The sequence below is a fragment of the Lacihabitans sp. LS3-19 genome, from assembly GCF_024343575.1.
Classification (GTDB): Bacteria; Bacteroidota; Bacteroidia; order Cytophagales; family Spirosomataceae; genus Leadbetterella.
Genome location: NZ_RJUA01000003.1, coordinates 111,823 through 125,817, shown reverse-complemented (window position 1 = coordinate 125,817; position 13,995 = coordinate 111,823). Strand labels below are relative to the sequence as shown.

General features: G+C 41.1%; 10 protein-coding genes. 4 read left to right on the top strand and 6 right to left on the bottom strand.

The window, feature by feature from the left end:
* Positions 1-56: 56 nt before the first annotated feature.
* Positions 57-302, bottom strand: coding sequence for a hypothetical protein (locus EGI22_RS04450; RefSeq protein ID WP_255066659.1), 246 nt, complete (start codon positions 300-302; stop codon positions 57-59).
* A gap of 40 nt (positions 303-342) precedes the next feature.
* On the opposite strand from EGI22_RS04450, the gene EGI22_RS04445 reads away from it, so the two are divergent.
* Genes EGI22_RS04445 through EGI22_RS04430 form a run of 4 tightly spaced genes read left to right on the top strand, consistent with a single transcriptional unit; the run spans position 343 to position 5,470 of the window.
* Positions 343-1,032 (top strand): fibrobacter succinogenes major paralogous domain-containing protein, encoded by a 690-nt coding sequence (locus EGI22_RS04445; RefSeq protein ID WP_255066658.1) that lies wholly within the window; start codon positions 343-345, stop codon positions 1,030-1,032.
* Positions 1,033-1,053: 21 nt separating this feature from the next.
* Positions 1,054-1,371, top strand: coding sequence for a LytTR family DNA-binding domain-containing protein (locus EGI22_RS04440; protein WP_255066657.1), 318 nt, complete (start codon positions 1,054-1,056; stop codon positions 1,369-1,371).
* The gene (locus EGI22_RS04435) at positions 1,368-2,468 is read left to right on the top strand and encodes a hypothetical protein (RefSeq protein ID WP_255066656.1); all 1,101 of its coding nucleotides are present in this window, start codon (positions 1,368-1,370) and stop codon (positions 2,466-2,468) included. The genes EGI22_RS04440 and EGI22_RS04435 overlap by 4 nt, the downstream gene beginning before the upstream one ends.
* A gap of 38 nt (positions 2,469-2,506) precedes the next feature.
* Positions 2,507-5,470 (top strand): ATP-binding protein, encoded by a 2,964-nt coding sequence (locus tag EGI22_RS04430; protein WP_255066655.1) that lies wholly within the window; start codon positions 2,507-2,509, stop codon positions 5,468-5,470.
* A gap of 174 nt (positions 5,471-5,644) precedes the next feature.
* On the opposite strand, the gene EGI22_RS24105 is transcribed toward EGI22_RS04430, so the two are convergent.
* From EGI22_RS24105 to EGI22_RS04410, 5 genes are all read right to left on the bottom strand, one after another.
* On the bottom strand, positions 5,645-5,812 hold the full coding sequence (locus tag EGI22_RS24105; protein ID WP_369010865.1) for a 3-coathanger stack domain-containing protein: 168 nt from the start codon (positions 5,810-5,812) through the stop codon (positions 5,645-5,647).
* A 12-nt stretch (positions 5,813-5,824) separates the two neighbouring features.
* A complete protein-coding gene (locus tag EGI22_RS04425; protein WP_255066654.1) occupies positions 5,825-9,916 on the bottom strand; it encodes a choice-of-anchor Q domain-containing protein in 4,092 nt (1,363 codons plus the stop codon).
* Between the two features lie 24 nt (positions 9,917-9,940).
* On the bottom strand, positions 9,941-11,500 hold the full coding sequence (locus EGI22_RS04420) for a phage tail protein (protein ID WP_255066653.1): 1,560 nt from the start codon (positions 11,498-11,500) through the stop codon (positions 9,941-9,943).
* Between the two features lie 23 nt (positions 11,501-11,523).
* On the bottom strand, positions 11,524-11,838 hold the full coding sequence (locus tag EGI22_RS04415; RefSeq protein ID WP_255066652.1) for a LytTR family DNA-binding domain-containing protein: 315 nt from the start codon (positions 11,836-11,838) through the stop codon (positions 11,524-11,526).
* Between the two features lie 358 nt (positions 11,839-12,196).
* A complete protein-coding gene (locus tag EGI22_RS04410) occupies positions 12,197-13,768 on the bottom strand; it encodes a hypothetical protein (RefSeq protein WP_255066651.1) in 1,572 nt (523 codons plus the stop codon).
* Positions 13,769-13,995 lie beyond the last annotated feature (227 nt).

Genomic DNA, 13,995 nt, shown 5'->3' with positions numbered 1-13,995 from the left:
CCTCAAAATCGAAAGCCAAAAAAATCAAAGACCGCCAATTTTGTCTCAATAAATTTTTAATCAACCATAACAATTCTCATGAAAACAATCATTCTATCAGCACTTATTTCGATAACAGCCACCGCCCAGGATATGGACGTGGTTGGCACACTCAAGGTAGGCCAAATGCCCAATGACAATGCCGCCAATAAAGTGGTAGTACACAAAGCCGACGGCAAACTTGGCACCCGTGACCTTAATTCCTTAGCCGCGGCTCCTGCAGATACCAGTCGTTCGCTGGGTTCTGATCTCGAGATTTTCAAAACCTTTTGTAGCTGCCCGCCGGAAAACATGCCGCCTTCCATGGTGAGAAAGCTTCGCGAAAGTGGGTACTCAGAGGAAGACCTCAGCTTAATGGGGGTTTCTCAGCAACAAATAAGACGCTCGAAACCGGTAGTAGATGGCGATGGCAACGTGTATGAAGTAATGAAAGTGGAGGTACAGGAAGTCGGCACATTTTATGTCCTGAAAGAAAACCTCAAAACCACAAAGTTTAATGACGGCACCGTGATTGTAGGAAACCTTCCAGCCTCAGGATGGGTAAATGCAGCAGCCACCCAAACGCCGGCCTGGGCCTACCCCGAAAACAACGCCACCAACAAAGACAAATACGGTCTGTTGTATAATGGTTATGTACTGACTGGAACCAAAAACGCCTGCCCATTGGGCTGGATACCCGCAAACAATAGCGATCTCATGAATTTAGGGGGTTCTACGGCCGAGGATATCAGAGCGGTAGGTACAGATACCTGGGATTTCCCAAACAGCGGAACTAATTTCTCTGGCCTGAATGTGCCCGGTGCAGGTGGGATAGAGATTGACGGTGACCATATAGCCTTCAGAATTGCCACCGTTTTCCATTCTTATCAGGAAAATCCAAGTACCGGCGAAATTATGAGTACGGTAGTCTATAAAGACCAGGAAACCGTAACGCAAACTGATCGACCAAAAGCCTATGGCGGAAGCATACGCTGTGTAAGCATCAACTGGTAATCTATTCAAATCTCAAACAACATGAAGACTATACATCTCGGAGGTCGCCTCCATGAAAACCCCGAAAATATCAGCCTGCTAAAGGCGGACATCAATTACACGCATATCTATTTTACCGATGGTAGCCACAAACTGGTGGCTACCACGCTCGGAATCCTCGAAAAACGGCTCCCAAGGAGTTTTTTCAGAGTCAATCGCTCTACGGTGGTAAGTTTAAAAAACATAAGGCCCTCAGAAAAAGAAGATCAGGTTTTCAGTCAAAAAGTAGGAGCCATAAGAATCTCAAGACGTAGAAAAGAGGCCTTTAAAGTACAGTATCTTCAATTCAAGCAGGCATGAAAAATTTAATCATTTTGATCCTTTTAGCTCAAACCAGCTTCTCCCAATCCATCTCAGGCCAGTGGGAAAACAAGCAATACGGTTATAGCTTTGTTTTTAATCAAAACGGCAGCTATACTTTTGATTTCCCTGCCCAAAACATGCGAAATCTGAGCGGCACCTATCAAAACAGTGGCAATTCACTACTTATCAAAAATGCTTATGGTACAGTCAATTACAAGATTCAATGGGTTGGGAAACAACTTCGATTGAGTGATGCTCAAGGGACTTGGATTTTGAATAAAGTCGGTGAGAATGCTTTGCTGGATGAATCAAAATTTCCAAAAATAATTGCTCAAAGTAGAAGTCTGAAACTCACCGAAGCCGGACCCAAAACTTACGAAACCATCATCAATTTTGTGTTGGATAAAAAAGTAACTGCTGCCGATTATCAATCCATAGTGGCTGAAACCAAACGCATGTTTCTCAAAAGTCCCGAGGTGATTTTAGGAGATATACAAACGGCCAAAGAGAGCTTTGAGCAAATCCTGCAGAACGGTGACCCTAAGGTGATTGGCCAGTTCAGACAAGCTTTTCTGGGGCAAGTTTACCAAATGGCGGTGATCGATAAAAATGCAGATATGCAGGTTTTCTGGAAGATTTTTGACAAGTATCTGAACGTAGTAGTCTTTGACTCAAAATCTCAATTGGTCCTAACCTCCAAAGATTTGGACGCCTATCTCAATTACATCGACCTGATGTCTGTCAATCAGGGAGGGCATAAATTGAGTGTTACAAACAGAAAACAACTATCCGATCAAACCATCGCAAACTTCTCCCGACTCAGTCAAAACGAAAAGAAGTTTCTAGCCAATGCGGACTTAGCCTATCAGCTGACCAAGAGCAATTTAAGTCGATTCACAGCTCAGCAAACCCAAACTTTCAGGCAACAATACATCCCTAAAGCCCAGCCCGTTCAAACACAGCAAATGGACGCCAACTTTTATCAGCGTTACAGCCGAATGATGCTCGAAAATCACGTGAGTATGATGAATGGCATTGAAAATCTGGGAGGTACAGGAGATTACTGGGAAATAAAGCCTAGTTATGGGTGGTGAGGGAGCTTCTGTTGAGTTTTCAGTATTAAATTGCACAAATGAATGTGCAAATCAAGGTCATAAATGCACATTTGAATATGCAGTTATGGTTTTTTTATTTTAGCAAAATCAAAGATTCCTTAGTGATGGTTTATTTTAATTTTCGGAATAATGCACTCAAAATAAGTCATATAGCTTTATTTTTTAGTTTTTTATGCATCAGTTTTTCAAGCGACTCCCAAGCTCCTGCCAAGGTAGACTCTCTTGAAAAATTACTGCTTGATCATCCTCAGGAAGACAGCCTACGCTTGAAAGTATTACTAGAGCTCACTGGCCAAACCCGCTTTTATGACCTCAAAAAAGCCAGTGATTTTGCCTCGCAAGCCGAAGAATTAAGCCTTAAGCTCAATGACAAAACCCAATACGGTCGCTCCTTGTATTATGAGGGAATGGTGCATTATATGCGTGGTTTTCTCGACCTAGGTCTCGACTATGGCGAAAAATCTGCGGAAGTTTTCAAGGAGATAGCCGATAAAATTCGGCTCTCGGCGGCTTACGAATTATTGGGAGTTATTCATACTGATTTAGTCAATGACGAGAAAGCCATCAATTACCTGCGGGAGGTGCTCAAAATTGCGGAAGAATTGGGCGATGATTTTGCTCAAATTAGCTCCAACTCTAATATCGGCAACATCTATCTGCGACAAGGCAACAAAAAACTCGCACGCTCTTATTACAAAAAAGCAGAGGCTATACTTGAAAATTCTAAAGAACCCGAAGCTTTCTCTGAAGTCTATATCAATCTGGCCTCGGTTACTGATGATCGGGAGCAAAAACTCAACTATTACGAGAAAGCTCGCCTTGGTTTTGAAAAAGCCGGTATGACGGAGGGGAAAGCACAAGTACTTGCCGGAATGGGTAAAGATTTTGCTGAACAAAAACGCTTTGCTGAAGCCATAAATTACTTCAAACAGGCCATTGAAGCCTTTGAGGAGGTAGAGTTTGATAACGGAAAGGCAGGTACACTCATTTTACTTTCAGAAGCAGAAATGGGCATTGGCCAATACGGCGAAGCAGAAAAACACCTTTTGCAAGCTGCGGAAATTGGTAAAAACAAGGACCTTAATGAGCACCTCATGACTGGCTATGAAAGTCTGGCTACTTTTTACGAAAAACAAGGCCGCAGCAGCGATGCTTTACGGTACTACAAACTCTTTTCTCAGATCAAAGAACAAAATTTTAATGCCTCCAAAACCAAAATCATAGAGGAAAATGAAGCCCGCTATCAGTCTGAAAAAAAGGAACTCAGACTGGCAGAGCAGGAGCTGGAGCTCAGCCGACAGAAAAGCCTCAGAAACCAGATTCTCTGGTGGGCAGTCTTGGGTATTTTGGCAGTAGGAGGTGTGCTGGGTTATTATTACTTCAGACAGCAGCAGAAACGCATTGAAGCAGAAAATGCCCTAAAAATCAAAGATTTGGAAGCCAGGAACCTCAAAGAAAACGAACGTATCAAGTCGGCATTTTTTACCAATATTTCGCATGAATTCCGTACACCCTTGACCCTCATTATTTCGCCTTTGCAAGAGATGATCAAGGGTACTTTCAGCGGCAACCCACAGTCTTACTTTAAGATGATGCTTCGAAACGGACAAAGGCTGTTAGAGCTTGTCAATCAGCTATTAGATTTGGCCAAACTGGAAGTAGGCTCCCTGGAGCTCCACAAAGAACGGGCGGATATCAATGGTTTTATCAAAAGCATCGCATCTTCTTTCGAATCCCTGGCTGAGATTAGAGGAATTCGGTTCTTTCTTACCGTACCAGTAGGTGGAATAATGCTTGATTTCGACAAGGATAAAATTCAGAAAATTATTACCAACCTTCTCTCTAACGCGTTCAAATTTACACCTGAAAATGGTGAAGTGAGACTAGAAATCAGTCAAAAAAAGGATAAACTTCAAATCGACGTCTCAGACTCAGGCATAGGTATTCCCCAGAAGGATTTGCCCCATATTTTTGACCGTTTTTATCAGGTGAAAGACCTCAACAACATCGAGCAAAGTGGCTCAGGAATAGGGCTGGCCTTGGTAAAAGAACTCGTAGAGCTTCATGGAGGCACCATAGAGGTACGCAGCAGAGAAAATGAGGGGACACTTTTCTCTTTTCGCTTGCCCTTGTTGTCCACAGACTTGCCCGATATTCAATCTGAGACCATCGTCACAGAATACAGCTACGCTGCTCCGCTTGATAATGAGGTGGGAAGAGTTTCAGGCAAAACCGGAAAACCCGTGATTTTGGTGGCAGAGGATCATCACGATGTACAGCTGCTCATCAAAGATGTTTTACAGGAAACTTACGAGGTCATTATGAAACCCAACGGTAAGGAAGCATTGGAAGAAGCCCTCGAAAAAGTACCGGATGCCATTGTATCAGACGTGATGATGCCTGAAATGGACGGTTTTACCTTTTGTGAAAAAATCAAGTCCGATACCCGCACTTCGCACATTCCGGTGGTAATGCTTACAGCCAGGGCAGATCAAACCGATAAAATGCGTGGCCTAGAAACCGGGGCAGACGCCTACTTGCCAAAACCCTTTGACGCCGGTGAACTGAAGCTAAGGCTTCAAAAGTTGATTGAGTTACGGCAAAAACTCCGTCAAAACTTCAGTACGGCCATCAGCCTGAAACCCGAGGAAATGCAGGTAAGCTCTATTGACCAGCAGTTCATAGAAAAGGTCAAAAACATTATTGAAACGCATGTTTCAGACGAGCAGTTTGGAGTAGAAACCTTCGCTGAAGAAATTGGAATGAGCCGCTCACAATTAAACCGAAAGTTAAAAGCCATTTTCAATCAAAGTGCCAATGAAATGGTTCGTATCTATCGCCTTGAAAAAGCCCACCAATTGCTCAGTCAAAAAGCCTTAAGCCCAACCGAGGCCAGCTATCAGCTTGGTTTCAGCAGCCCCGCTTATTTCTCAAAATGTTTTTCAGATCATTATGGATATGCCCCGAGTAGGGTTGGGTGATTGGAGAATTGTTTGAATGTAAATCAGACAACTATTTGATTCAAAGAGCCTTTGGCTTTATTTGAAGTTATAAAACATGATTAAAAAGATTCAAGGGCCACCTTTTTCGAATCAGAAAAAACAAATACGTATGCCCTTTGAATCAATTTTAAATTACTCCACAAAAAAATAATCCTACTTCACTTTCTCCTTAGGCAAAGGGGAGGAAGGCATTGAACTCGTACTCACCGTCTGGCAAGGATTCATGATCTTGGCCGTGAAAACTGCCCCAGCCTGCACTTCAAAACCGGGCATTAGTTGAATGGAATTTCCAGCTTTTAATTCTGCTTTTCGATTCTCCATTCTGCTTTTAATCTACAAACATCCAGCGTTAATTTTAGCTGAAAAGACAGATCCCGTAGAAGCCTCAAAACCCTGTTCTAAAATCACGGCTCTACCTGCCTCAAATTCGATAAGCTGAGGAGAGGTGATTTTTGAACTGCTTTGCAGCACTCCCTCAGCACTAAATTGCTGAGGGCCGCTAGTGATGTTGTTATTTTCAATTTGATTTACATTGACCGCCCGCTCAAAAGCCCCGATGTCTTTGATTCCATCAAAAACTGCGATACCACGTTGGTCAGGTAGGGTACCAGTTCCGGTATTTTGAGCGGGGCTTCCGCAAAGCAAGGCATGTGTTTGAGTAGGTCCTCCATTGTCAGCAAGCACGTCCAGCCGAGGATCAATGCCATTGCCATCGATGATGCCATGGTTGCCATCAGTTGAATAGACCAGATTATGGCCCAAATCACTTAAGACAAAGCCTCCTGGAATGTTGATGTCTTGCCCAAGACCACTTGCTGAATTTTTCAGAATGGAATTAGTGATTGACAAGTTGTTGGTTTCCAGATAAAAGGCTCCACCAAGCTGTGCTGAATTGTTAAAAATGGTGCATCCGTTCACTTCAATTGAGGAGCCATTGTCTCGCATAAGCCCACCTAAGCCACCTAAAGAGTTGGCAGAATTACCGGAAAAAGTAGAACTGACCAGCAAGATCTTTCCTGCATTAATGCTGCGAATTACTCCTGCGTCATCATTTGAAGTATTTCCTGAAAAAGTGGAATTCTTGATCAAAAGTGTATCGGAACCGAAGCCTAATACAGCACCTTGGGTATTGGAAGAATTAGAAGTGAAAGTGCTTTTGTCAATGAATATATCAGCTGTTCCGTTCAAGGGACTCATCAATGCCCCACCTACCACAGCTTTATTGTCTACAAATGCGGAGTTACTGATAGTTAACCTTCCTTTTACATATATGGCCCCTCCTTGACCTGCCACGCCAACCTTACTTCTAATGTCTCCGTTTTGCAATCGAAGGCTGTCCAGGTTTAGGCTTACATTTGCAGCTACTTCGAAAATGCGGCTAAATGCTTGAGCATCAATAATAGTGCTGTCTTTGCCATTGCCAATGACGGTCAGGTTTTTATCTATCAATATTTGACCAGTGGTAAGTTTGATGCTGTTTCCGTTAATTTCAGGGTCAAAGCGAATGGTGTCACCTGATTGGGCATTCACAATAACAAAGCGTAAAGAACCACAACCATCATCTAGTATGTTTGACACTGTATTTACAAGGGGTGGCAAAATATTGAAATTAAGTCCATTTAAATGGGAATTCGCCTGTCCATGAACATAATTAGAGATGTTCTCCAGTACAGCTTTTGACACCTCCACGCCTCTCTTTGTAGGATCAAATTCGGTTTTGTTTGGAAGCGAATTTGGGAAGCCATCAATGATAATGGCATTGCTATAAATGCTTTGTGGATTTTCTTCTGGCTGTAATGATCCTCCAGTGTGGTTCGTTGGATAAGCTCCACCAGTATGAAAAACAGAGTGAATCTGGGTAAAACCATTAGTTTGGTCTTCGTCATCATCCTGAAAAATATAGTAACGGGTACCTAGATCCAAAAAGCTAAAACTATGGTTAAGAATAGTAGCCGATCCACAGGCAGAAGAACCAGATGTTCCGTTACAACTCACCGTCAAGGGGCCGCTTACTCCACCTGTAATTGTAAACACAGTGCCTGCGGGTATGCAGTCATCTCCACTAATGAACATAAACTTGGCATTGCCGGAAAGGCTCAAATTCCCTTTGTCTAAATCACCCGGAGTCAGGTAAAACGTAGAGTTAGGGCTTATGGTATTTACTGCCACAAGTGACATGCTTTCAGGTGATTCATGATTGATACCAATGATGGCCAATTGGGGCGTCGCATTGTCAGCATCATCATTAAGAATGTCTATTTCTGCCGATCCTGGTGATCCGCCATCATAGCCTGTACCGCTTATTATGGTTAAAAGAATGTTTTCTGTTTTCTCTAATTCTGAATCGCCCACTGGGGTAATGGTCAATTGGGCAGAAGACGTACCGTTGGTGATTGTAATGCTTCCTGCTGAGGCTGTAAAAGAAGTGGACCCAATAACAGTGTAATCGGATGTATAGGTCGCCGTACCAGCCACAGAAAAATTGATGATCACATCTGCGGTAGCTACCTCACCCAGTGTAAAAGTGTACACAGCAGTTTCGGAATTTTCCAAAATTTGACTTGTGTTGACGTCGATGGTAGCAATAGGGTTTACTGCACCTTCGGAGATAATAATATTATTAAATGGAACAGGAGACAAATCTTGCATGGCCTGCCCGTAAAGCCAGTTTGAAGGGTTTTCAAAGTTAGATTGGTCCACTGAGGTGCCTGGTCTTAATGAGGGGTTGTATTCTAATCGGCCGGGTGAGGTATTAGAAAATCCATCAACCAAAACAGAGCCGGGGTAAAGCGTTGACAAATCAAGCGATGCAGGCATAGTACCTCCAAAGCCTTGATTGACCTCATAGGTAAATAATTGACTATGAATGGCTTCAATACCGTTAAATGGATCATCGTCTGTATCAGTATGAGCTCTGAAATAGCCATCAAAAGAGGAAATAAAGAATTTTTTGGCCGGGCTTACCTTACTTACGTTTCCGGCTGAACTTGATGAGCCATTTCTTGTCAATAAAAATGTATTCGGTGCCGTTTTTTTGACCACCATCACATCACCCCGATTAACTCCTCCCGTAGGCACCACCCATTTCATGGCTGATGGGAATGTTGAATAATCTTCAAACAGTAAAGTGCTTTTATTGAATGGATTACTTGAAAAGAAATAAGCCTCTCCCTGAACTAAATCTTTCAATGCCACAAAAGAAAACTCACTCACACCATCCTGATTATCAGTATAATGGCGGGCTCCCAGAATAGCTACTTCTGGCACAACTGCAAGCACGTCATCATTCAAAATAATTGAACCGGCCACACTCGGGCTTCCGGCAGTATAGCCTGTGCCGGGAGTAATTGAGATTAGAAAAGATTCATCCGGCTCCAAATCTGTATCACCGGTAGGATTGATAATGACCGTTTTGGAAGTAGTTCCGCCGGTAATCGTAACCGTTCCGCCAGTTGTATTCATTGTAGTGGCACCGGTTTGGCTAAAATCACTTCCGAAATTGGCAATTCCATAAGTACTGCCTCCATTCAGGCTAAAATTGATGACCAAATCTGTTGCAGGTGCTGAATCAACAGTAAAGGTGTAGCTAAAATTACTGCTGCTGTTCTCTGCCAGTTGACTAAAATCCCGGGTAAGGGTAACTATCGGGTTTGAATTAGAAAGGTTAAAATTGGTAAATTTTGTAGTGGAGAGGTCCTGATCATTGCCGAAATAGACATAATTAGCCGGGTTTTCAAGTTCGATTCTGGTAATATCCGTTCTATCAAGAGCTGAAGTGTTGAACTCCACCCGATTCACCCCACTGCTATAAGCTGGAAGGTTATAATCATACTGAGGAAAATTATGAACAATTACCGCATTCGGATAATCTGATATTGGATTTTCAGTAGCAGGCATGGGGCCACCACTGGATGTAGAACTGCCCGCTAGTGTTCCCGGAAAAAAAGCTCCGTGAATCTCAGTCACTCCATTGGCGGGGTCTTCGTCATTATCGGTATAAATGTAAAGTGACTCTCCAAAGTCACCAATAGAAAATGACCCGCTACTGCTCACATGCTGCACACTCACTGTACCAGTACCGGGTGTTACCGAAAACGTATAGGTATTTGAGCTGCTGGGGGCTATCTCTTTAAAGTAGATCACATTCCCTTTGCCAATGGTACTTTGTATGGTTATTTTGACTACGCCTTCTTTGATAGGTGCATTGCTTCCATCCAAAGCATAGATAAAAGCATTGCTTGGGTGGTCGTAGTTGTTATCAGTGAAATAGTAAATTTCACCGGCACTGAGATCATCTAAAGCCAAAATAGAAACTCCATCTTCGGTAGAATTGAGGTGTCTGGCTCCGATGATGGCTACTTTTTGGGCAATAGTTGAAGAGAACAAAATAGTTAGAAATAGAGAAAGGATTGCTTTACTTTTCATGCGGCTTCTTTGAGTGTGAAATATTTATCTAATTCTGTCAGGAAAAACGCCATTCGTACATATCAAAAAATTGATAGTGAGATAGGGGTTGCGTATGTCTATTGCTTCACCAGCAAAATGGTTTTCTTGCATACCCGCTAAAAAGGCACTCGGTGTTGCCCGTACACTAAAAGGTCCCGCATCTTTGGTCAATAAAGCACCCGGAATTTGTACTACGGTTCCCGACCCTGTATTATCAGCTCCAAGAGTTACTTCATGATTATGTGCAGGAAGGTGATCTGGTTCAAGTTTTATAGAATCAGCTCCAAGGTATGCCCCTACTTCGCTTAACTGCGAAGAGCATGCAGGAGTTCTGCCTCGTAAGTCAGGAATTCCAAAACTGCTATTGGTAACTCTACCATATTTAAAACCTAATAAACTGTAGAGTGGCTGATTTTGATTGATCGGTAATATCTGACCATAGCATCCGATAAAATTTTGTACATCCAAAGATTTATATGCTGAAGTCATCTTTACTTCACCAGTGTAGCATAGATCGTTGTCTATATTATTATATATCCCTTCTGTGCATATAATGTAAACAAGCCCAATGCACGGATTAAGAATTTCTATATCTTCTAAACCACCTCTGTCTTGCTCTGAAATTCCGCCTAAACTGTTATTCTCATTTGACAACTCTCCGCTGTATTTTTTTCCGGTAGTTCCATTCAAATAGGCACCATCGGGTTCTTGGGAAAGTGGTCCACTGCTTTCATTATTATTTACCCTCACTTTAACATGATGGGTGTGAGGGGGAAGGTGATTTTTTTCCAATCTTAGTTTGGTTTTACCTCCAGTCTTTCCCACTTTGTCTGAAGCTTCGGCACCTTTAGCCATTCTGTTTGTAAAGTCAGGCAGTTTGAACTCATGCCTGGCAATACTGCCGCCATAAAAGGTACCAATTAGACTATAAAGTGCCTGATTATCAGATTCTCTTAAAGTAGCACCATCACAAACTCTCCATCCTCTCGGAATAATTCTCTTTGAAGGCCAAACCCTAATCTCCCCAATAAAACCTCTAAGTTGATCGGATTCTGAAGGATAGACGCCCTTTGTGCAGATGGCATAAACCATTTTAATCTGCTTATTTCTAATATCCAAAGGTTTGGACTTGCCTACGTTTTCCTGAGAAGGAGTACCTAAATGGGCATTAACATTTGCTGCCGGGCTGAAATTATGAAAGTTGTTATTCAAGTATACATTATCTGGTCGTACGCGTTTGTCATCACCACCATCCGAGTGATCCACTTTTAACTTAGTCTGGTGATTATGTTCGGGCATCTGGTTCATTGTCAGCATTATTTCATTAATCCCGGATTGCCTTCCCAATTTTGATTGAGCTTCTGCCTGAATAACAAACCGATCTCTGAGATCTGGCAAAGCAAAAGTGGAAGGGTCTGAGGTATCATAAGTAAAAGAGTCACCAATAACCTGATACAATGGAAAATTCGAACTCTTTTCTAATCTGGAGCCATCACAAAGTGTAAAGTTCTTTGGTACGTAGTCAAAAGCGAATATTCTTATTTCTCCTAAAAAAGTTTCCATGATTTTGTTATTTAAATGATTGATTAATTGCTGTTTGATTGATTCATATATTTATGGAGTTGACTTTCCACCTGTTCTTTTCTTCTTCGGCTAACAGGAATTGGCCGTTTGAAGTGGTTCATCAAAAAAAAATTACCATTGAAGGCCTTTAAGAATTGCAGGTTTACACAAAACTTCCTAATAGGTCTAATCAGAATTATTTCAGTACCGAGCCGCTCTATATGCCATTTCATGGTATAGGAAGATATTTCGCGAGCTCCGTCAGTTTTGTGAAGGATGGTGTAGTTGGAGTCGGCCTCCAGCAGCACAATGCCTTGGCCATAGTTTCGAGTTTTCATAGTATTTTTAGTTTCAGTTCAAACCATTGCCAGAGCACCAGAAAAATGAGAATGAATACCAAAGTAATGAGTATTGGTATTAGCCAGTGATTCGGTTTCTTGTTGGGCCTGATCATAGGCTCAAGTTCATTAAATTGTCTCGAGAAAGTCGAAAAAGTAGCGTCACAAAATGCGTTACAATTTGTAAGTAGCTTATAATAAGCTATTTTTGAGAGGTATTTGAATTGCTATTTTGCAGCAATTAGTCTAAGGTAGGAAGCTTTTTAACTAAAGTAAAGCTAGTTTGCCATGTATTAAAAGCGTCAAACATGCTGTATTTGATTTGGATCCCATTCGTGCTTTCGTGGTAAAAACAAGATCATATCTTTTGAATCAAAAGCTCGATATCATCATCCGATGAAAGATTTACTTTTTTACGTAGACGGTGTAGCGTGGTGCGGATGCTCTGGTCAGAAACGCCCAAAGTTTCAGCCATTTCTTTATTGCTAAGTCCTAATTTTTTCAAACTTATAAATCTAATTTCTCCTTGAGTAAGATCAGGGTATGTTTTGACCAGATTTCTTAAAAAGCCAGGGTAAACTTTTTCAAAATGGTTTTTGAATGTTTCCCAATCTTCTTTGGTCAAAATAGTAGATTCTTCCAGAATTTGAAGAATCGAATTATATTCGGGTCCTTCTACAGAACCCGGTCTAATAGGCCTCTTTTTTTTGAAATGTTCAGTAATAAGGAGCAATTCTTTTTTTGAATGTTCCAATTCTAGTTGAATTTGCAACATTTCCGCCTTTTTTTTACTTAAACTAAGCCAATAAATGATCAAACTAAGAATAAAAACTAAGCTCAAAAAATACAAGGTGATGTTACGCCAAAATACTAAGGTTTCCTTTTCTCGCCGTACTTTATCAATTTCTTCCTGTTGCTGCTCTCTAATAAAACGCTTTGAGTCGTAATTAACTCTCATGTATTCTTCAGCTATTTCCATAGAATCGAGATAAGCCAAAGCCAGCTCACTGTCTCCCATCCTTTTATATACATTCGATAAGTTTTTATATACCTGAACCTGATTCCCTTTATAGGCGGTTTGAGCTTTTAAAATATTCAACTCTTTGAGATAAGCCTTTGATGACTCCAATTCGCTATCACGGCTTTTTATTTCAGCTAAATAACTAAAAAAAAGCACTTTTACAGGCTTCATACCCGCATCGTTGCCTATTTCTGCAATTCCTTTTTTAAACAGACTTTCGGCTTTTGCAAAATCATTTTTCAAATAACAATTATACCCTAAATAACATAAAGCGGTACCATACTGTACCCAATCACCGCGGTCTTTAGCTTCGTCAATGACCTGATTAAAGTAAACATCCGCCGAGTCTAATTGCCCCAAATCTCTGAAAGCATAAGCCATGTGCATTTTTAATGCTCCAGCTAAGTTTCGGTTTTTTATTTTTTTGTCCTCTTTAAGCGTCTCTTTGGCAAAATAGATGCACTTTTCGTAATCTTCGAAATCATAATGATTATACAACAAGCCTAAAGTTTCTTGAACCTTGTAAGGATATTCTTCGATGTCAACCTTTTTTAATAAATCAAAACCTTGCTGAAAATGTTTAAAACCCAAAGCGTAATTTTTCTCTCTGTACATGTAATATTCAGCTAGTTTACGCTCAAAACTTGCCAAAAAAACCTCCCCCATTTTGCGGTTTTTATAAATGGTATATACACTGTCTATGGCTTTTTTGTAGGTTTCGTTGGAGATGGTTTTTGATTTGGAAAGTAATACAAGGTAACCTGAAGGCTCGCACATCTCTAGGTGTAAATCGCCATGTTTTTTACCATAGGCTCCAACGATCTTGAGGGCTTGCATCACACCAACTGAATCGGTGGGGAAAAGAGTAAAGAATTCGTAGATTTTTTCTTGTCTCTCGCTGGTTTTCACAAAGAGCATTTCGCTCAATAGTCTCTCCTGCTCTTTTGTTTGCGACAAAAGGGGAAAAGAAATTAGAGTAAAAAAATAAAGTATAATTTGTTTCAATAAAATTGATATTGTATTTCTTGACCAAAAATACTTTTTTTTGACAGAATAATTAATATCTAAATCGCCACAAGTTCCGAAATTTTTAAAAAATACACATTTAAAAAATGTGAAGCATCTTGATGGAGTCA